21 protein-coding genes are annotated in these 17,494 nt (G+C 45.3%); 7 read left to right on the top strand and 14 right to left on the bottom strand.

The window, feature by feature from the left end; genetic code table 11:
• Positions 1-170 precede the first annotated feature (170 nt).
• The 3 genes from modA to FRZ54_RS01580 are packed head-to-tail and all read left to right on the top strand — an operon-like array spanning position 171 to position 2,255.
• Positions 171-938, top strand: coding sequence for a molybdate ABC transporter substrate-binding protein (modA, locus tag FRZ54_RS01590; protein ID WP_147029904.1), 768 nt, complete (start codon positions 171-173; stop codon positions 936-938).
• A 25-nt stretch (positions 939-963) separates the two neighbouring features.
• A complete protein-coding gene (gene modB, locus FRZ54_RS01585; protein ID WP_147029903.1) occupies positions 964-1,635 on the top strand; it encodes a molybdate ABC transporter permease subunit in 672 nt (223 codons plus the stop codon).
• The gene (locus FRZ54_RS01580; RefSeq protein ID WP_147029902.1) at positions 1,632-2,255 is read left to right on the top strand and encodes an ATP-binding cassette domain-containing protein; all 624 of its coding nucleotides are present in this window, start codon (positions 1,632-1,634) and stop codon (positions 2,253-2,255) included. The genes modB and FRZ54_RS01580 overlap by 4 nt, the downstream gene beginning before the upstream one ends.
• A 98-nt stretch (positions 2,256-2,353) precedes the next feature.
• Here FRZ54_RS01580 and FRZ54_RS01575 read toward each other — a convergent pair whose 3' ends face one another.
• The 5 genes from FRZ54_RS01575 to FRZ54_RS01555 form a co-directional block, all read right to left on the bottom strand.
• Positions 2,354-2,941, bottom strand: a complete 588-nt coding sequence (locus FRZ54_RS01575) for a peroxiredoxin-like family protein (protein ID WP_147029901.1) — start codon at positions 2,939-2,941, stop codon at positions 2,354-2,356.
• 73 nt (positions 2,942-3,014) lie between these two features.
• On the bottom strand, positions 3,015-3,236 hold the full coding sequence (locus FRZ54_RS01570; protein ID WP_147029900.1) for a hypothetical protein: 222 nt from the start codon (positions 3,234-3,236) through the stop codon (positions 3,015-3,017).
• Between the two features lie 142 nt (positions 3,237-3,378).
• Positions 3,379-4,143 (bottom strand): haloacid dehalogenase type II, encoded by a 765-nt coding sequence (locus tag FRZ54_RS01565; protein ID WP_147029899.1) that lies wholly within the window; start codon positions 4,141-4,143, stop codon positions 3,379-3,381.
• A gap of 89 nt (positions 4,144-4,232) precedes the next feature.
• The gene (locus FRZ54_RS01560; RefSeq protein WP_147034391.1) at positions 4,233-4,508 is read right to left on the bottom strand and encodes a hypothetical protein; all 276 of its coding nucleotides are present in this window, start codon (positions 4,506-4,508) and stop codon (positions 4,233-4,235) included.
• A 2-nt stretch (positions 4,509-4,510) separates the two neighbouring features.
• Positions 4,511-5,083: a sigma-70 family RNA polymerase sigma factor gene (locus tag FRZ54_RS01555; RefSeq protein WP_147029898.1), complete on the bottom strand. Its 573-nt coding sequence runs from the start codon at positions 5,081-5,083 to the stop codon at positions 4,511-4,513.
• Between the two features lie 169 nt (positions 5,084-5,252).
• On the opposite strand from FRZ54_RS01555, the gene FRZ54_RS01550 reads away from it, so the two are divergent.
• The 4 genes from FRZ54_RS01550 to FRZ54_RS01535 all read left to right on the top strand — a co-directional run bounded on the left by FRZ54_RS01550 (position 5,253) and on the right by FRZ54_RS01535 (position 8,996).
• Complete coding sequence (locus tag FRZ54_RS01550) at positions 5,253-6,068, top strand: DUF1223 domain-containing protein (RefSeq protein WP_228462601.1); 816 nt, start codon at positions 5,253-5,255, stop codon at positions 6,066-6,068.
• Between the two features lie 32 nt (positions 6,069-6,100).
• Positions 6,101-6,799 carry a cytochrome b/b6 domain-containing protein gene (locus FRZ54_RS01545; RefSeq protein ID WP_147029897.1) on the top strand — a complete coding sequence of 233 codons (699 nt, stop codon included), beginning with the start codon at positions 6,101-6,103 and terminating at the stop codon, positions 6,797-6,799.
• Positions 6,786-7,559, top strand: a complete 774-nt coding sequence (locus FRZ54_RS01540) for a molybdopterin-dependent oxidoreductase (RefSeq protein ID WP_147029896.1) — start codon at positions 6,786-6,788, stop codon at positions 7,557-7,559. Before FRZ54_RS01545 ends, FRZ54_RS01540 begins: the two co-directional genes overlap by 14 nt.
• A gap of 93 nt (positions 7,560-7,652) precedes the next feature.
• The gene (locus FRZ54_RS01535; RefSeq protein ID WP_147029895.1) at positions 7,653-8,996 is read left to right on the top strand and encodes an MFS transporter; all 1,344 of its coding nucleotides are present in this window, start codon (positions 7,653-7,655) and stop codon (positions 8,994-8,996) included.
• A 33-nt stretch (positions 8,997-9,029) separates the two neighbouring features.
• On the opposite strand, the gene FRZ54_RS01530 is transcribed toward FRZ54_RS01535, so the two are convergent.
• From FRZ54_RS01530 to msrB, 9 genes are all read right to left on the bottom strand, one after another.
• Positions 9,030-10,268: an SAM-dependent methyltransferase gene (locus FRZ54_RS01530; protein WP_147029894.1), complete on the bottom strand. Its 1,239-nt coding sequence runs from the start codon at positions 10,266-10,268 to the stop codon at positions 9,030-9,032.
• 76 nt (positions 10,269-10,344) lie between these two features.
• Complete coding sequence (locus FRZ54_RS01525; protein WP_147029893.1) at positions 10,345-11,139, bottom strand: DUF1365 domain-containing protein; 795 nt, start codon at positions 11,137-11,139, stop codon at positions 10,345-10,347.
• A gap of 21 nt (positions 11,140-11,160) precedes the next feature.
• On the bottom strand, positions 11,161-12,444 hold the full coding sequence (locus tag FRZ54_RS01520) for an NAD(P)/FAD-dependent oxidoreductase (RefSeq protein ID WP_147029892.1): 1,284 nt from the start codon (positions 12,442-12,444) through the stop codon (positions 11,161-11,163).
• Positions 12,441-13,571, bottom strand: coding sequence for an alpha/beta hydrolase (locus tag FRZ54_RS01515; RefSeq protein WP_147029891.1), 1,131 nt, complete (start codon positions 13,569-13,571; stop codon positions 12,441-12,443). The genes FRZ54_RS01520 and FRZ54_RS01515 overlap by 4 nt, the downstream gene beginning before the upstream one ends.
• Entirely contained in the window at positions 13,568-14,602 is a 1,035-nt protein-coding gene (locus tag FRZ54_RS01510; RefSeq protein ID WP_147029890.1) for an SAM-dependent methyltransferase, read from the bottom strand. The genes FRZ54_RS01515 and FRZ54_RS01510 overlap by 4 nt, the downstream gene beginning before the upstream one ends.
• A 144-nt stretch (positions 14,603-14,746) precedes the next feature.
• Entirely contained in the window at positions 14,747-15,541 is a 795-nt protein-coding gene (locus FRZ54_RS01505) for a DUF1295 domain-containing protein (protein ID WP_147029889.1), read from the bottom strand.
• On the bottom strand, positions 15,534-15,866 hold the full coding sequence (locus FRZ54_RS01500; RefSeq protein ID WP_147029888.1) for a DUF1475 family protein: 333 nt from the start codon (positions 15,864-15,866) through the stop codon (positions 15,534-15,536). Before FRZ54_RS01500 ends, FRZ54_RS01505 begins: the two co-directional genes overlap by 8 nt.
• Before the next feature lie 3 nt (positions 15,867-15,869).
• A complete protein-coding gene (locus FRZ54_RS01495) occupies positions 15,870-16,598 on the bottom strand; it encodes an acyl-CoA desaturase (RefSeq protein WP_147029887.1) in 729 nt (242 codons plus the stop codon).
• 166 nt (positions 16,599-16,764) lie between these two features.
• Positions 16,765-17,283: a peptide-methionine (R)-S-oxide reductase MsrB gene (msrB, locus tag FRZ54_RS01490; protein WP_147029886.1), complete on the bottom strand. Its 519-nt coding sequence runs from the start codon at positions 17,281-17,283 to the stop codon at positions 16,765-16,767.
• Positions 17,284-17,494: the final 211 nt, after the last annotated feature.

The following is a 17,494-nucleotide window of genomic DNA, read 5'->3' as shown; positions in this document are numbered from 1 at the left end:
AAATACTATTAGGTTATAATTGCCTTGGGCAAAATGATATTTGCAAAAGCTAAGATAGTATTATTATCCACTTAGTGTATAAAATACAGTATTAAAAATAAATTATTAGTTGTGATTGCTGGCGCGATGGTATAATTTTAAGCGGAATTAATGCCCCTACACCAATAATCATGAAAAAGAAAGTTTCAGCCAAACGAATAAAAGGCATAGCCCTAACCCTTATATTAAGCTTCTTACTGTCCATCCCGTCACTTGCACAAACCATCAAAGTAGCGGTAGCAGCAAACCTTCAAGGCGTTATAAAAGTATTGCAAAAGGATTTTAAGGCAAAAACAGGCATTGAAATTCAGCCGATCGTGGGTTCATCGGGCAACCTGTCGGCACAGATCAAAAACGGTGCGCCTTTCGATGTATTTTTATCGGCCGATATGACCTTCCCCGAAACACTATATAACGAAGGTTTTGCCGCAAAAGAACCAGCGGTATATGCCTACGGCAGCCTTATCATTTGCAGCACCCAGGATATAGGCTTTGAAAATTGGGAGCGCGAACTGTTGAGCCCCCGTGTAAAGAAGATCGCGATAGCAAACCCCAAAATAGCGCCTTACGGCAAAGCGGCGGAAGAAGCCTTGAAAAAGAAAGGAATTTTAGATGATGTGCAGTCAAAAATAGTTTCGGGCGAAAGCATTGCGCAGGTAAATACCTATATTACTACCGGAGTGGTTGATGCTGGTTTTACCACACGTGCGCTGATCAAGGATTTGGAAGGCAAGAAAAAACTATACTGGCAGGCCATTAACCCCGGGTTCTATGAGCCGATAAAACAGGGAATGATCCTTATTAAAGCGTCCAAAGAAGCTGCTAATGCAGAAAAGTTTTATCAATACATGATGAGCCCCGAAGCGAAAAAGATATTGAAGGAGTACGGGTATAAATAAACACCTGAATTTATTTTTGACTTAAATGGATCTAACCCCGATATGGCTTACGCTCAAACTGGCTGCTATCACCACTTTGGTGTTGCTGATCATCGGGTTGCCCTTAGCTTACTGGTTATCTAAAAGACGTTCGATATTCAAGATCATCATCGAGGCTATCATTACCATGCCGCTGGTGCTGCCGCCATCTGTGCTGGGTTTTTACCTGCTGCTGGCCTTTAGCCCGCAGCACGGCATTGGCAAGTGGCTGCATAACACGTTCGATCTGCAGTTGGTATTTTCCTTCCAGGGTTTGGTGCTGGCCTCTGCCATTTACAGCCTGCCGTTTATGATCGGTCCCATCAAATCAGCTTTGCAACAACTGCCCGGATCACTTTCCGAAGCGTCATATACACTTGGAGACACCGACTGGCAAACTTTTGTCAATATCCTGTTGCCCAATATCCGTGCTTCGGTATGGACGGCTGCCATCCTTACCTTTGCCCATACCCTGGGCGAATTTGGCGTAGTGCTGATGATAGGCGGTAATATACCGGGGGTTACCAGGGTGGCATCTATAGCCGTTTATGATTCGGTGGAGAACATGGATTATCATTCGGCAAATATTTACTCGCTCATCCTTTTTAGCATTACGTTTGTGATGGTAATAGCCGTTTTTGTTTTCAATAAATATAAAGCCAAAAGCCCGCTGGAATGATCACAGTCGACATAGAGAAAAAGCTGAAGGCTTACAAAGGACAGCAGGTGTTGAAAATTGCCCGGCAGTTTCCGGTGGGCAGTATCACCAAAATTTACGGGCCGTCGGGCGCGGGCAAAACCACGTTTCTAAAGGTGATCGCCGGGCTCATCGGGCCTGAAAAGGGGAAGATCACGTTCGGCGATGCCGTTTGGGTGGATACAGATGCCCGGATAAACCTGTCACCCAAAAAACGGAAAGTAGGTTTTGTGTTCCAGAATTATGCCCTGTTCCCCAACATGACCGTGCTGGAACATTTGCGGTATGCAAGCCCGAACGATAGCTGGATAGCACGATTGCTGCGGATAGGTAAGCTGGAAACCTTTGCCGATCATAAGCCTGAGTACCTTTCGGGCGGACAGCAGCAAAGGCTGGCTATTTTGCGGGCCCTCGCAACCAAGCCCAAACTGTTACTGATGGACGAACCATTCTCGGCACTCGACCCGGAAATGCGGAGGATCCTGATCAAAGAATTACGGGCGATTTGGAATGAACAGGGAACAACGGTAATGATAGTTAGCCATAACCCGCAGGAACTCGGCGGCTTCACCAACCAGGAATTGTATATTGAAGGGATTTAACCGGAACAAGGCAAGCATTTATTTTATTAGAAGCATAAAAAAAGTGTGGCATAAAAATATCCACACTTTCATTCTAAACCAAAATAAACCCTATTTTCTTATGAACCCTGGATGGCGGTCAATAACTCGCTTACAGACGTTCTTTTGGTATAATTTTTATCGAAGTGAACAAAGATCAATTTCCCGTTTTTGCCAATTACATAGGTTGCCGGTACCGGAAGAATATGGTCGGTATTACCGTTGTTCTTTTCCAGGTCGGCACCATAGCCTTTCAATTTTGAATAGAGATCGGCATCAACGGTATAGTTCACATCGTAATCCTTCATTATTTTATATCCCTTATCCTGTATAATAGAAAAAGAGGCACTTGTTTTTTCGACGGTTTTGTTAATGTTTTCGCTTGTCTCGGGTGTTACGCCAATAACGTAAGCGCCTTTACCGGTAAGATATTCCAGCGAATCCTGCAGCTTTTGAATGTATTTATTGCAGTACGGGCACCATTGGCCGCGGTAAAAGAACAGCACAACCGCTTTGTGCGACTTAAGAATAGCCTTCAGGTCGACAGTTTTGCCGTTGTTGTCTTTAGCGCTAAACGTTGGCGCGTCCGCACCTTTTTGAAGGCCGTTTTGAGCCGAAACCTGTAAAGCAAATAAGCTCGTAAGTATAATCAGTATATATTTCCTCATAAAAATTAGTCGTGGATAGTTAAAAAAAGGAGAGGATTAAGCACTCCTCTCCCCATAAAAAACAAAAAACAACTCACATTTTTGTTGTGTCTTTGCCCATCTTATCCTTCTTCATCTTGCTCATTTTCTTTTTTTCCATTTTGTCCATCTTATGGTCCATTTTGCCCATCTTATCCATTTTTTTCATTTTGCCGGTATCAGCAGCGGCAGTGTGAGTTGGGCCTGCCTGTACGCTAACGGCAAAAAATGATGCGATAATAGCGGCAACTGCCACTTTTGAAATAGTCGATTTCATACTGTTGTTTTTTTAGTTTTTAAGTAATGATTTACCCCTTTGTCGGGCATCACTTTTAAACCTTACAAAAGAATTTTAATTTTTTTTGCCTTGAAATGATAGCCGGTTTCACATCGCGACGGGATGATGTTCCGGTGGCAGTCTATTGATTGCCGAATACGAATGTCAACAACCCGTCCATACCGGTTGATGTTTGATCGGCTTTTACACCCAGTTCTTCTGCGGGTAAATTAAAGCGGTTTACCCAATAGGTGGTATAGCCGAAGCTTTTTGCCCCGTAGGCATCCCATCCGCCAAATGCGGCGAAGATGATCTCTTCCTTTTTAAGGCCTGTTGTTTTCATTCCCAACTCATAAGCTTTCGGCTCGGGCTTATAGGTGTCATTTTCTTCGGTGCTTATCAGATCATCAAACAGGTCGGCGATACCCGCCGCGGTTGCATTTGCCTTAAGCATGTTACGGGTAAAATTCGAAATGGTAATGATCCGGATACCCGACGCTTTCAGCCGGCGTAGAGCGGTTACGGCATCGGGCCACGGCTTTAGCATTAGATAAGCATTCATTAACCGTTTACGCGTTTCATCGGGCAGCGGAAGGTTCAGCGCTTTTGCTGTGTAGATCAATGCATCCTCCGTCACCCTGAAAAAATCGGTATGCTGGTGGGTTATCGACTGCAAAAAGCAATAATCGAACTGTTTGCTGCGCCACATCCGCGCAAATTCAGCGCCCTTGCCGGGGAAAGCTTTATCGGTTTCCGGAATAATGGAGTTTTGATCAAAAATTACGAAATAGTCAAAAGCGATGGCCCTAAACCGGAGCCCCGGCTTTTCTTGCCCGGAACTTTGACCGGATAATGAAATTAATAAAATGACAGCAGTAATAGTTACAGGTACAAATGGCCTTTTCATGTATATGGTCGCTAAATTCAGTGCCGTTAACAGGTAGCAACGGGTTGCATTGGATCAAACTGACAGGCGGCGCTGTTCAGGAGTTATATTCAATTTTTATTTAATTCTTCTTCGATACGGTCCTGCAGTTCTTTTTTGAAATTTTCATCCAGCCTGGTAGGCTCAGTTGTACGAGTTTTGAAAAGCTCGCGTATCATTTCATTTATCCTGTTGGTTTGTTTTTGATACAGTTTGCACACATCGCAGCCTATCAGATGTATTTTCAGGAAGATCCTTTCGCGGAAGCTAAGGCGTCCAACCAGTTTCTTTTCTATCAGGAAAGTGGCATGCTTACAGTTATGTGTTATCTTTTTTAATCCTTCCATCGTCATATCCAGTTTTTTTGAAGGCAGGCCCTCAGGTTAAGTTTGGCGCGGTGAATAATGACCCAAAAGTTTGAGGAGGTCAATTTAAGCTCAGAACAAATGGTATCCGTGCTTTCCTCGTCAATATGCTTCATGGTGAACACCGATAGCCAAAGCGCCGGCAGCTTTTGCATACAAAGCATCAAAATGCGGTTAAATTCCTTCGCGGTCAGCGGGTCGCTGTCTTCTATACCAAACGGTTGCGGCGCCCGCTCGGCGGTCCAGTGCCCGGTATTTTCGTCAAAAAAATCGGCCTGTTCCTCCTCTGCCTGCTTTACATCGATATTGACCAGTCCTGATGATTTTTTCCGATAGACATCGATCACCTTATTTCGTAAAATCGCGGTTAACCAGGTACGTTCGGAACTTCGCCCCTCAAAATTTTTAACCTTTTCGAGCGCTGCGAGGAAAGTTTCCTGCACAAGGTCGCGCGCCAGTTCATCGTCGTTTATTCGTGCCCGCGCGTATGCATACAGATAGTCGGCATGAGCCTCCACCCATTTATGCGGGTCGGGTTGATTATTTTCAATTATCATTAACTTTAATGTGAGTTGCCCGATTAGTCGTAAATTTATCTAAAACCTTACAGCTTATTTTAAAAAAAGCCGGAAGGTAAGAGCCGGCTCAAAAAATTTATTGACAATTATTGTAAGGATAAGGGTCGCATGCCGTCTAAACCAGCATAACACCAACAAATTTACAACAATGAAAAAGATGAGTTCATTTAAAATATTTATTATCGCAGCCAGCCTCGGGTTTGCTGCCATGATAACCGAGGCATTTATTGTTATCAAAGACAAAGACACCCTGAAAGTAAAGACAGAAGCCGATAAAGGCTTTGCAGTAGTTGAACTGTTTACCTCGGAAGGCTGCTCGAGCTGCCCTCCGGCTGATGCCCTGGTGGCGCGTGTTCAAAAAGAAACTGCGGGTAAACCTGTTTATATCCTGGCCTATCACGTGGATTACTGGAACCGCCTGGGCTGGAAGGATGTATTTAGCGATGCGGCTTATTCGGCAAGGCAGCAGCAGTATGCACGCTGGCTTAATTTGTCATCGGTGTATACACCACAGGCTGTTGTAAATGGCAGAAAAGAATTTGTCGGCTCTGAAAACGGCACCTTGCATGAAGCAATAGGGAGTGATTTGCAAAGATCATCAAAAACAGAACTGAGCTTAAATGGCTTGCGCGAAAACGACGGTAAAGCCGAACTGCAATACCAGGCTTCGGGCACGCCTGCGAATGCGGCCCTGGTGGTGGCGCTGATCGAAAAAAATGCGACAACCAGGGTTGAACGGGGTGAGAACGGCGGGCGTACGCTATCGCATGTGCAGATAGTACGTAAACTGCAAAATGTGAACCTTGCAGGGCATAACAGCGGCAACGTTAGTATAGCTTTGCCCGCCGGTTTTAATGCAGACGGGTACGAGGTGATCGCGTTTGTTCAGAATACCTCGAACGGAGAAATTACTGCTGCAGCGAGATCCGGGTTTTCTTCGGCAATGAGCACTAAAGCAAAATAAAGAATAGTTACCTTTAGCCATAAACCAGACCAATGAAAGTAATCAAGGAAAAGCACCCCTTAATTATGCGGTGGACACACTGGATCAACTTCCCGGTGCTTACCATTATGATATGGAGCGGGATGCTGATCTACTGGGCCAACGATGTATACAGCGTCACCATTTTCGGACATACTTTTGTCCGTTTTTTTCCCGAATGGTTTTATAGCGCTTTGCATATACCCCAGAGGCTGGCCGAGGGCATGGCCTTCCACTTCCTGTTCATGTGGTTCTTTGTGCTGAATGGTTTCTTTTATGTGTTATACAGCATCATATCGGGCGAATGGCGCTATTTGTTGCCCAACAAACATTCGTTCAGGGAAGCTTGGCTGGTGCTTTTGCACGATTTACATATACGGAAGACGGCCCCGCCGCAGGGCAAATACAACGCGGCGCAGCGGATAGCTTATACAGCCATTATCATAATGGGTTTTGGTTCGGTTATCACCGGGCTTGCCATTTATAAACCGGTCCAGTTTTATTACCTGGCGTGGATATGCGGCGGGTATCACCTGGCCAGGATATGGCATTTTGTGCTGACGATAGGTTACGTTTTCTTCTTCCTTATCCATATCATCCAGGTTATCCTGGCGGGGTGGAACAATTTTAGGGCGGTAATATCAGGTTTCGAGGTTGTAGAGGAGCAACCCAAACCGGCAATTGAAACAAGCAGCGACGATGAAAAAGCCTGAGAAAGAACTTTCTGTTGAACAGAAAATAAAACGACGGACCTTCATATCCTTTGGCTTGTTTGGCGTATACGCCGCGGGGGCCTATGGGGCATGGAGGTGGTTGTATAAATCGCCGGAAGAAACCGCGGGGATAACTGCCGGTGCACGCAAACCTTTGCGCCGGGCACTAAACAAAACCGAAATATTTTTCAGGAGGCTTACCTTTAACGAAAATCACCTGGTGAAAACTTATCCGAAGGAGATGGCAGCCAGGATCATCAGGCATAACAGCGACATCGGATCGGAAGGTAAGCTGCCGCCCGAAAACTGGAAACTGCAGGTAAAGAAGATCAACGGCGAAACACTCCAGGTGTCACTGGATGAGATCATGGCGCTGCCGAAGACCGAGATAACCTACGATTTTAAATGCGTGGAAGGGTGGGACCAGATACAACATTGGGCCGGGGTAAAATTCAGCGATTTTATAGCGCATTACAAACTGGATGCTGAGGCAAAATTGCAGTATGTGGGGCTGGAAACACCTGATAAACAATATTATGTGGGTATAGATATGCCCAGTGCCATGCACCCGCAAACCTTGCTGGCCTATCAAATGAACGATGTGCTGTTAAGCGGGAATCACGGGCAGCCTTTAAGGCTGATCATCCCGGTTAAGTATGGCATCAAAAACCTGAAACGCATCGGCACTATGACCTTTAGTAACAGCCGACCACGCGATTACTGGGCCGAACAGGGATATGATTATTTTTCGGGTTTGTAGGCTAAAGACTAACAGACCAAAGCAGAAAACTTTTTGAATTATCTTTCTGCTTTAAGCTTTCCGCTTTTGGCTTTTATTCGCATCTTGCGGTAAATGCCTGCCGAAAAACTGACCTTAGGAAAAGAACTCGCCTACGCCTGCGGGATGATAGGCTGGAGCATTATGACAAATATTATTATCGTGATGCTGCCTTATTTTTACCTGCCGCCATCCAATGCCGGATTGGTGCAATTGGTACCTCAACTGCTGCTTTTCGGTGTTATCAATATCTTGTCCATCATAGCTGCATCAGGCAGACTTGCTGATGCTTTATACGATCCGTTCATCGCCTCGATGAGTGATAAAAGCCGACATCGTCGTGGGCGGCGTATACCATTTATGCAATGGGCCATTTTGCCCGCCGTAGTATTTTGCTGCCTCACTTTTTACCCCTTGGTAAAAGGGGTGAGCGATAATAACTCGATTTGGCTGGCGATTACAATGGTGCTTTTTTTTATGGGGGCGACAACTTATATAATTCCGTACAACGCCTTATTACCCGAACTAACTCATAGCGCAGCCGAAAAAGTTAAGCTTTCGTCTTTTCAACAAGCCGGTTTTGTTTTGGGTATTATCATCGCAGCACTGGTAAATAACTATGCCGACCTGGTGCAGCGTTTCTTCCATGTGGCTGATCGTGATTTGGCGGTGCAGTATACTATCTGGGGGCTGTGCATAGTGGCGGGGCTGATCATGCTGGTACCGGTTTTGGCTATCGACGAAAAGAAATATACAACGGGCAAACCGGCGCACTTGCCAATTATGCAGGCGATCCGGAAAACATTCGGCAACTCAAACTTTAAGTATTATCTCATTTCTGATTTTACATTTTATATCTCTCTTAGCATAGTCTCCAGCGGTTTGTTATATTTTGTAACCGTGCTGCTTAATATCGACGAATCGGAAGGAGGAAAACTGATGGGAGCTATGGTTGTGTCTTCGTTGCTATTCTACCCGGTCGTTAATTATTTTTCAAGGAAGATCGGTAAGAAACCACTGGTACTTATAGCTTTCGGCATGTTGAGCCTGATTTTTGTGATGATCTATTTTCTTGGGAAATTTCCCGTCTCGCCCTATGTGCAAGCCTATGCTTTAGCGCTGCTTACCGCTTTCCCGTTGGCTGCATTGGGTATTTTGCCAAACGCGATCTTAGCTGAAATAGCACAGCAGGATGCCGAAGAGACCGGTGAGAACCGTGAGGGAATGTTTTTCGCAGTAAAATATTTTTTCGTAAAAATGGGGCAGACGCTGGGGATCGCCTTGTTTGCTTTCCTTACCGTTTATGGTAAAGACCCAGGTCACGATCATGGCCTGAGGCTGAACGGTATTTGCGGTTGCGTGCTTTGCCTGGCTGCGCTGATCTTTTTCAGCAGGTTCAAAGAGTCGCGCAGCAACTAAAGTTCTTTTCTCAAAGCTAAAGTTAATAAGGTTTTATCGCGTAACGTTATTCGGTCTCGAATATACCAATTGCATTACATTAATGTTACGTGTCGCAAAAGCCGCTTCGCAATAACAAAAATAATAGTTCCATTTGCGGATGAAGGCATCATCAAAACCCAGCGTTTTAATAGTTGGCAGGTTAGTGTTGAACTGGTCGAACCACAATTTAAGGGTTTGGGCGTAATGCAGGCCAAGGTCCTTCAGATCCACCATCGTCAGATCGCCGGTGCGGTTGATAGCGCCGTTGATAGCGGCAACCGAAGGCAAAAGCGAACCCGGGAAAATGTGTTTCTGTATCCAGTCCACACCCTTACGCAGGCTATCGTACCTCGAATCGGGCGAAGTGATTACCTGTAGCGCCAGTATGCCGTTCTTTTTGAGCAGATCGTGGCATTTTTTAAAATAGATATCCAAATATTTATGACCGACGGCCTCCAGCATTTCTACGGATACGATTTTATCGAATTGCCCTTCCATCACCCGGTAATCTTTCATCTGGATGCTTACTTTATCGCTTAACCCTGCTTCTTCCACACGTTCCCGGGCGAGTTTTAGTTGTTCCGCTGATATGGTAAGCGAAGTAACTTTACAGCCATAGTTCCTGGCCATATAAATGGCGTTGCCGCCCCACCCGCTGCCAATTTCTAATACATGGTCGGTAGGCTTCAGATGCAACTGCCTGCAAAGGCGGTCGTATTTGGCCAGTTGGGCTTCCTGTAAACTCATTCCATCCCTGGAAAAGTAAGCGCTGGAATAGGTCATGGTCGGGTCTAGGAAGCTTGCGAAAAAATCGTTATTGAGATCATAATGCTCCGAAATATTCTTTTGTGATCCGCTGATGGAATTGGCCCTTTTTAAATGAGAGAGCTTATTGAACCATTTCAAAATGTTGAGCATCACTGCTTGTGTTTTGTTACCCGAAACCACCGGGTTATTCTCCACGTTCAGTAAAAACCATTTGATTACGTTAGTGATGTTATCAGTATCCCAAAGGCCGTCCACATACGCCTCGCCAAAGCCGATGTCGCCGTAAAGGATCACTTGCCGGAAGAATTCGTGGCTATTGATAGTCACATTGGCCGATACATTTCCTTCGCCGCTGCCTAACTCTATCCGCCCGCCATCGGGCAAGGTAAGGTGCATGCGGCCCTTATCCATCCGCGACATGATCTTGAGGATAATATCCTGGTATAAACTGTACCTTTTTGTGAGGGTAAGGGTATTGGGCATTTTAAATACTGTTGTTTGGTTTATATGTATTTACGTAGGTTTTTGATATGCCGGTTTTTACTAAGATAACAAAAATTCAATTATATGGCCGGTAAACCTCCCTTTGCAGGTCCTTATTCGCGTCTTTTTTATGATAGGGAATTTTTTTGAGCCAAAGTTTTAACGCCTGCCAGTGTATCAGCGTTATTACTTTCAAAGTGATAAGCGGGAAGCTTAAAAAGTAAGCCAGCAGGTTTGAATCAGTCAATGGTTTGCGCTCGCCGCTAAGCGTACTGATAAAAAATCTTATGCCCTCTTTATCAAAATCATCTATCCTTATCTGTAACTTTTCACCTGGTATTTGCAGGTCGAAATCAAAATTGGTATCCATTTCGATGAACGGCGACACATAAAAATATTTGGTGGTATTCAGTTTGTAATGGTCGCCTGTTTTGGTATCCGCCCCCAAAAAGAAAGGCTTCATCTCCAAAAAAGTATTACAGATCTCCACAACCGAACAAACGGGCTGCCCGCTTTCGTCGTAGCAGAAATAGAATGATACCGGGTTGAACTGGTATCCTAAAGTGCACAGGTTGGTTAATATCATGATACGGCCATTGCCGATATCAACACCATTGGTGCCAAGGTAATCCGTAATATGCCGGCGAACGTCTTTCGAAAGGTCGGGATCTTCTTTAGGCAGTTGCAAATGGTCCTTATCGCGAAAGTTGAACAGGTTGAACCGGTTCCGGCTCATGAACTTCATTTTTTTATGAAGGCTGTCTATCTCGTCCAGGTCGAGATAAAACATGAAGATATTGTAATGAAAACTGTGCGGCTTGGGTGCCAAACGGTTATGCATTACGCGCGCTTTGTAAAGGCAGGAATTCATGAGCTATGATAAAGATACGACTTAAACCGCCGGGCTGATGATTTGTTCGCCATAAACGGCCTTGCCCAGCAATTGCGAACATAGATTGACCGCACCGGCAAATGCATCCTCGTGAAAACCATATTTGAAATAGCTTCCGCAAAAATAAACTGGCCCGCCTTCATTCAAAATATGCAGGCGCTCCTGTGCACTTATAGCCCGAACATCAAATAGCGGGTGTTCGTAATCGATCTCCATCAGGATATTCTTTTTGTCCAGGTCTTCGTGCGGATTGATCGAAACAAAATAATTTTTCTTATCCGATACACCCTGCAAGCGGTTCATCCAGTAAATGGTACTGGGCTGCAACGCCTGGTTCTCCATTTTTATACGATAGTTCCAGCTGCTCCAGGCCAGTTTGGTTTTAGGCATTATGCGTTCGTCAGTATGTAAAACGGCTTTATTGTACTGGTATTTGAATGGGGGAAGCAGCCGCTGTTCTTCCCAGGTAGGTTTGTCCAGCATCGCAAGTGCCTGGTCGGCATGGGTAGCGATGATGACACGATCGAATATTTCTTCTGAACCATCTGATGCTTTTACCGTTACTCTCCCACCCGACCTGGTAATTTTTTCGACTTTACAATTAACGCGTATGCGGTCCTTGAAGGGTTTGATCAACAATTCCCGGTAGCTTTGGCTGCCATTTTCCAGGGTGTACCATTGGTGCTGGGTGTCCAACCCTAAAAAACCGTGATTCAGAAAAAACCGGATCAGCGTTACCGCAGGGAAATCCAGCATTTGTTCCATGGGGGTCGACCATACCGCCGAACTCATCGGTACCAGGTATTTCCATAGCATGTCGTCGCCGTACTTAAATTCTTTGATGTATTGGCCGATAGAATATGCCGCATACTTTGGATCGTCCAGTATTTTCACGCTTTCCTTATTGAATCGCCCGATTTGCCCGAGCATCTTAATAAAGCTGCGATTGAAAATATTCTTCCTTTGGGCGAACAGGTGGTTTATGCTCGATCCGCTGTATTCCAAACCTGTGGGCATATGTTGCACGCTAAAGGACATATCCGTTTTTTTTACCGGGGCGTTCAGATCGGCAAAAAGCCTGCATAAATTGGGATAGGTTTTATAATTAAAAACCATAAACCCGGTATCGATATAAACCGGTTTGCCCCCTTCATCTATCGTTACCGTATTGGTATGCCCGCCAACATAGTTGTTTTGTTCGAAAATAGTCAGTTCATCCTGCTGGCGCAGGAAATACCCACAGCCCATGCCGGCAATGCCTGTGCCTATAATAGCCGTCTTCATTTGGTAACAGTACTTAAAAAATTCCCGACCGCGTAGGTGGATAACTGCCCCCCCGGGCCATATAAATTAAAATCGAATCCGTGTGTGGCCCAGGGAAGTTTGAGCCAGTAATGCTTTACATGATCTTCCTGCAGTTTTGCGCTCAGCTTAACGGCATGGAGATAAGTCACCAGCACATCGTTTACCCCGTGGATCATCAGGGTTGGCGGCGAGTCCTCCCCGGTAAAAAACAGGGGCGAGCAATCGTGATATTTTTGCGGCACTTTATCATACGGACCGCCGACATAGTCGCCCATTACTTTCCTGCTATCCATGATCAGCGGGTTGGAGGGGATAGAATATCCCCACACCATGTCAACCGGGCCATAAAACTCGATAACGCCTTTGATGCTTTTGTCGTGTAGCGTATAAGCAGCAAGCAAAGCGATCTGCGCTCCGGCCGAACGGCCAAGCAAAACAAATTGACTGGTATCGATATGGAATTCATCCGCGTGAGTGCGGAAAAAGCTCATCGCGTTTTTAATATCCTCAACCGGCGCGGGAGTTTGGTATTTTGGGGCCAGGCGGTAATTGATAGCGGCAACATTGTAACCTTTTTGAGCAAGAAGACTATTCAGATCTGCCAATTGTTTACTGTCGCCGCTGCTCCACGAGCCGCCGTGAACGACGATGACACATGGCCTTTGCCCGGGAACCTGCGCGGGAAAAAAATCGAATTTCATTGCGGTGCCATCACCGTAAGTAACGTAGGTCAGGGTTTTTGATCCAATGGTATCCTTAAACTTCAGGCGAAAGAGTTTACCAAAACTAAACGGCACGGCATCCTTTTTCAGTCCCGCCGGCCCGAAAGCGGCACGCATGTCCTGTTGCAGGTGCCTCGATATTAAGTAGGACCTGAATATAGGTGAAAGGAACAGGATCAATGCTATAATGCCAACTACCGTACCGGCCAATTGGTATTTGCCTGCCCAAAAGCCCGTGGCGAGCATGATCACCGTCCCACCGGCGAAGATCAGCGGGAATTCCGACACGGCGATGGCCATCAGCCACAGGTAATAGGCCTGTGCCCGCAGAACAGCTAATAGAGAAAGCAGCAATAATATGATGAGGATGATCAGCCTGGTCATGCGTTTGTTTTATGAAAAAGATAATGGCTTACTATCCATTCGTTCCCTTCGTTATAGTTCCATAACTCGGCGCAGGCCATGTAAAATATGCGCCAGTAGGCCCACCATTTCAGCGCCTGGCCCTTACCATATGTTTCTTCAAATAATGGCATGATCTGGGCTTTATGAGCATCCATATTTTTGAGCCAGCCTTCAGATGTTTTGGCATAGTGAGTGCCGCTAACGTGCCAATGCCGCTCCACAACTAAATGATCGTTGAAATACAACAACAGATCGTCGCTTGGCATGATCCCGCCCGTAAAGAAATATTTGCTCATCCAGTCGGTCTCATCCTTCACCTCGAACAAGTAAGCATATTCCTTATGGGTAAAAATATGAATGAATACTTTGCCATCAGGCTTCAGGAACGAAGCCACCTTTTGCATCAGCAACTGATAATTACGCATATGCTCGAACATCTCGACCGAAACAATGCGGTCGAAATGTTCATCAATGCTGAAGGTGTTCATATCTGCAGTGATGACAGTCAGATTAGTGATGCCGCGTTCTTTTGCTTTTTCGTCGATAAACGCCTTTTGCGTGCGCGAATTGGAAACCACCTTAAAGGTGCTTTTGGGGAATTTTGCCGCCATATATAACGACAGCGAACCCCAGCCGCAGCCTAATTCCAGCACCTGCTGCCCATTTTGTAATTCGGCTCTTTCACAGGTCAGGGCCAGCATATCATCTTCCGACGTATCAATATCGGTAACGCCGTCTTTCCAGTTACCGCTGGAGTATTTTAAATTTTTGCCTAGGCAATATTGATAGAATTGCGTGGGAACTTCGTAATGCTGCTGGTTGGCTTCAGTAGTATTGACTGCTATAGGAGAAGATTTTAATTGACTTATCAACTCCATCAAGTGTACCTGTTGCGCCTCCACACCGCCTTTGTTTTCGTCGTTAAGCCGTTGCTTTAGCAGCTTGCGTATACCGCGCCGCAATAAAAAATCAGGGACTTTATTTTGTTCGATCAGTTTATCGTACCACATGCTTAGGTTGGACGTTATTTTGTTACAGGTTCGGCATAGTACGTTACAGGTGTCAACAGTTCGAAGTATTTTACGTTTTTCTAAGCCGGACGGATTTTGAAATATAGAAATTTATTGATTTACAACGGAATAAAAATATTTCGGTCAGGCCTTTTTCTTAAACCATGGCACAAAGGCGCTTGTTGTCCGCTGATATTCCCTGAATGCGTCGCCTTTCGACCGGATGGATTGCTCCTCGGTAATGGGAATGCCGGTGACCCGCAATAAAAGATAAAGAATAATAGCCGGACTGATGATCGCTAAATATCCATAAGGCGACGCCAGCGCGAATACCAGGTACGACATCCACATCATCCATTGAAAAAAGTAATTGGGGTGACGCGAATAATTCCAAAGTCCCCGGCTGCAAACCTTGCCTTTGTTTGCAGGCTCTTTTTTAAACGCACGCAACTGCGTATCGGCAACCGATTCACCTATTACGCTGATCAGCCATATCGCAACACCGGCATACTCCAGTGGCGACAAATGCGTACTGGTATTCATACAGATTACGAAGAAGGGTATCGCCAGTATCACGTTGGAAAGCGCCTGCGCCTGGAAGAACCAAAAAAAAGTACGGTCGGGGTTTGGCCCCCATTCTTGTCGCAGTTGCTGGTAACGGCCTTCCTCTTCATCCAAATGGCTTACTGTGCGGGTAAGGATATGCGTGCCGAGCCGGCCGCCGGCTATAATTACCATGACGCAGATCAGCTGCTTACGGATCTCAAAACCAGGCGCAAGCAGTAACAAAATGACGGCAATAACCGGGAAGTTATACGACCAGAAAATATCCACCACGCCTGCGTTGTTGATCTTGTGCGCCCAAAGCCACACTAATACCATGATGATACAACAGGCAATAAGGCTGTAAAGGGTCAGCCACCATACAGAATTATCCATTTTTGCTAAAAAACTCTTTTAATCCTTCGCCGGGCTTCAGCCTGAATAATTGGATCAGGACATAGGCGCAACTGGCGATGCTGCCTAAACATACGAGGAATATCAGCCAGAGGATTTTAAAAAAAATACTTTTTTCTTTATAGCAAACCCAAATGAAGATAACGGCTACATTGGCGTAAAAATCCCACAAGGTAGCACGCATCCAGGGTATTGAACCAAGGAAATCCCATTCCTTAAAAAGATTACTTTCCAGGCAGGTGCTGATAACGGTATAACACATCCACGCTAACAAGACACCGAATATGATCTTTAGCGCGGTTATCATACTTTATACTTTTCTTAGCTTAATGATGCGCATCAGGTGCAGCAGTTTCATTACCGGGTAGGTGGGGTCGAACTCGAACCAGCGTTTTGCAAAATTGGCATCGTTGGGGCGCTTGTGATGATTATTCTGGAACAGTTCGCCCATCATCAGGAAATCGAACGGCAGGGTGTTTTTACTGTGATCGTCGTTATCAAAATTGGAGTAGCCGTATTTGTGCCCGCACCAGTTTACAATGGCGCCGTGGATAGGGCCCATCAGGAAATGAATGGGCAATAACAGGAACATCCACCAATGCGTGGCAAACATCACATAAAAGGCCGTGTAAAACACGCCGAAACCGACGCGTGTAATCCAGTGATCGCCTACGCGGTCTACAAATTTCCAGGTTGGGTAACGGTCGATAAATTGTGGTTCGGGTTCAAGTTTGTATCGCTGGTAGCTCAGGTAGATTTCTTTTGTCTTCCACATCAGTCCGAAAACGTCTTTAATAAAATGCGGCGAATGCGGGTCCTTTTCCGTATCACTGTAAGCATGATGCATACGGTGCATAATAGCGTAGGCGCGCGGGTTAAGGAAGGATGAGCCCTGGAACATGAAAGTGCAGAAATAAAACACTTTTTCCCATGCGGCATTCATTTTAAACATTTTATGCGATGCATAACGGTGCAGGAAAAACGTTTGAAAAAAGAGGGAAAGGAACCAGTGGGCAAGAAAGAAAAATAATATGATCATGAAAACTACAACGGTATATGCAACTACATACGAAATACAAAATTCCGCGGTTCAAAGTTCTTAAAATTTTTGATTTATTTGGTTCAGAATAGGTTAAATAATAGTTATAGCGGGCTATAAAACAAAAAAGGCCCGGTATGGGCCTTAAAAATGTGATTATGTAGCCTTACTTCGCCTTCACAAACTTCAGCGCATACGAATCAAGACAATAGCGCTGCCCGGTTGGCGCGGGGCCGTCATCAAAAACGTGGCCGAGGTGCAGCCCGGTGCTCCGCTCAACAACCTCGTCGCGCACCATGCCGTCCGAATAATCCTTTACGATCATAATGGCCTTCGGGTCGATAGGTTTAAAAAAACTTGGCCAGCCAGTGCCCGACTCAAATTTAGCATCCGAGCTGAACAGGGGCTTTCCTGTTGCCGCGCTTACATAAATGCCTTTTTCGTGGTTGTTCCAGTAAGGATTATGAAACGGAGGTTCGGTACCTTTTTCAACCATGATATAGTAGGCATCGGGCGATAAAATTGTTTTCCAGTAAGCATTTGGTTTGGCATCAGGGAACTTTTTTACGTCTTCAGAACTACCTGCTACCACCTTGCCGCCGGCCGGCGCCTGGCTGCAGGCATTTAATACGGTTATTAACAAAACCGCCAATAATGTGCAAAACTTTTTCTGTCTGATTTTCATTATGTTATATAAGTTTATCTAAATTTATAGTAGGAAAAATCACCAATCCCTTACAATAAATTTTCAAATAATTTACGACTGCTAAAAGAGTTTGATTTAGCAGGATAATGTTAGCTGATCGCCTGGCTTGTAACCTTAAAACAGGACACTTTAAGGAAACAGCCATATAGTGCTGAATAGCAGCGGGTAATTTATTGCCCGTTAAAGTGCA

Source organism: Mucilaginibacter ginsenosidivorans, from assembly GCF_007971025.1.
Taxonomy (GTDB): domain Bacteria; phylum Bacteroidota; class Bacteroidia; order Sphingobacteriales; family Sphingobacteriaceae; genus Mucilaginibacter; species Mucilaginibacter ginsenosidivorans.
This window is presented reverse-complemented; position numbering and strand designations above follow the sequence as displayed.

What these genes read in the sequence shown, in the direction of transcription:
- modA (WP_147029904.1), top strand. Translation starts at nt 171, where the DNA reads ATGAAAAAGAAAGTTTCAGCCAAACGAATAAAAGGCATAGCCCTAACC.
- modB (WP_147029903.1), top strand. Translation starts at nt 964, where the DNA reads ATGGATCTAACCCCGATATGGCTTACGCTCAAACTGGCTGCTATCACC.
- FRZ54_RS01580 (WP_147029902.1), top strand. Translation starts at nt 1,632, where the DNA reads ATGATCACAGTCGACATAGAGAAAAAGCTGAAGGCTTACAAAGGACAG.
- FRZ54_RS01575 (WP_147029901.1), bottom strand. Translation starts at nt 2,941, where the DNA reads ATGAGGAAATATATACTGATTATACTTACGAGCTTATTTGCTTTACAG.
- FRZ54_RS01570 (WP_147029900.1), bottom strand. Translation starts at nt 3,236, where the DNA reads ATGAAATCGACTATTTCAAAAGTGGCAGTTGCCGCTATTATCGCATCA.
- FRZ54_RS01565 (WP_147029899.1), bottom strand. Translation starts at nt 4,143, where the DNA reads ATGAAAAGGCCATTTGTACCTGTAACTATTACTGCTGTCATTTTATTA.
- FRZ54_RS01560 (WP_147034391.1), bottom strand. Translation starts at nt 4,508, where the DNA reads ATGGAAGGATTAAAAAAGATAACACATAACTGTAAGCATGCCACTTTC.
- FRZ54_RS01555 (WP_147029898.1), bottom strand. Translation starts at nt 5,083, where the DNA reads ATGATAATTGAAAATAATCAACCCGACCCGCATAAATGGGTGGAGGCT.
- FRZ54_RS01550 (WP_228462601.1), top strand. Translation starts at nt 5,253, where the DNA reads ATGAAAAAGATGAGTTCATTTAAAATATTTATTATCGCAGCCAGCCTC.
- FRZ54_RS01545 (WP_147029897.1), top strand. Translation starts at nt 6,101, where the DNA reads ATGAAAGTAATCAAGGAAAAGCACCCCTTAATTATGCGGTGGACACAC.
- FRZ54_RS01540 (WP_147029896.1), top strand. Translation starts at nt 6,786, where the DNA reads ATGAAAAAGCCTGAGAAAGAACTTTCTGTTGAACAGAAAATAAAACGA.
- FRZ54_RS01535 (WP_147029895.1), top strand. Translation starts at nt 7,653, where the DNA reads ATGCCTGCCGAAAAACTGACCTTAGGAAAAGAACTCGCCTACGCCTGC.
- FRZ54_RS01530 (WP_147029894.1), bottom strand. Translation starts at nt 10,268, where the DNA reads ATGCCCAATACCCTTACCCTCACAAAAAGGTACAGTTTATACCAGGAT.
- FRZ54_RS01525 (WP_147029893.1), bottom strand. Translation starts at nt 11,139, where the DNA reads ATGAATTCCTGCCTTTACAAAGCGCGCGTAATGCATAACCGTTTGGCA.
- FRZ54_RS01520 (WP_147029892.1), bottom strand. Translation starts at nt 12,444, where the DNA reads ATGAAGACGGCTATTATAGGCACAGGCATTGCCGGCATGGGCTGTGGG.
- FRZ54_RS01515 (WP_147029891.1), bottom strand. Translation starts at nt 13,571, where the DNA reads ATGACCAGGCTGATCATCCTCATCATATTATTGCTGCTTTCTCTATTA.
- FRZ54_RS01510 (WP_147029890.1), bottom strand. Translation starts at nt 14,602, where the DNA reads ATGTGGTACGATAAACTGATCGAACAAAATAAAGTCCCTGATTTTTTA.
- FRZ54_RS01505 (WP_147029889.1), bottom strand. Translation starts at nt 15,541, where the DNA reads ATGGATAATTCTGTATGGTGGCTGACCCTTTACAGCCTTATTGCCTGT.
- FRZ54_RS01500 (WP_147029888.1), bottom strand. Translation starts at nt 15,866, where the DNA reads ATGATAACCGCGCTAAAGATCATATTCGGTGTCTTGTTAGCGTGGATG.
- FRZ54_RS01495 (WP_147029887.1), bottom strand. Translation starts at nt 16,598, where the DNA reads ATGATCATATTATTTTTCTTTCTTGCCCACTGGTTCCTTTCCCTCTTT.
- msrB (WP_147029886.1), bottom strand. Translation starts at nt 17,283, where the DNA reads ATGAAAATCAGACAGAAAAAGTTTTGCACATTATTGGCGGTTTTGTTA.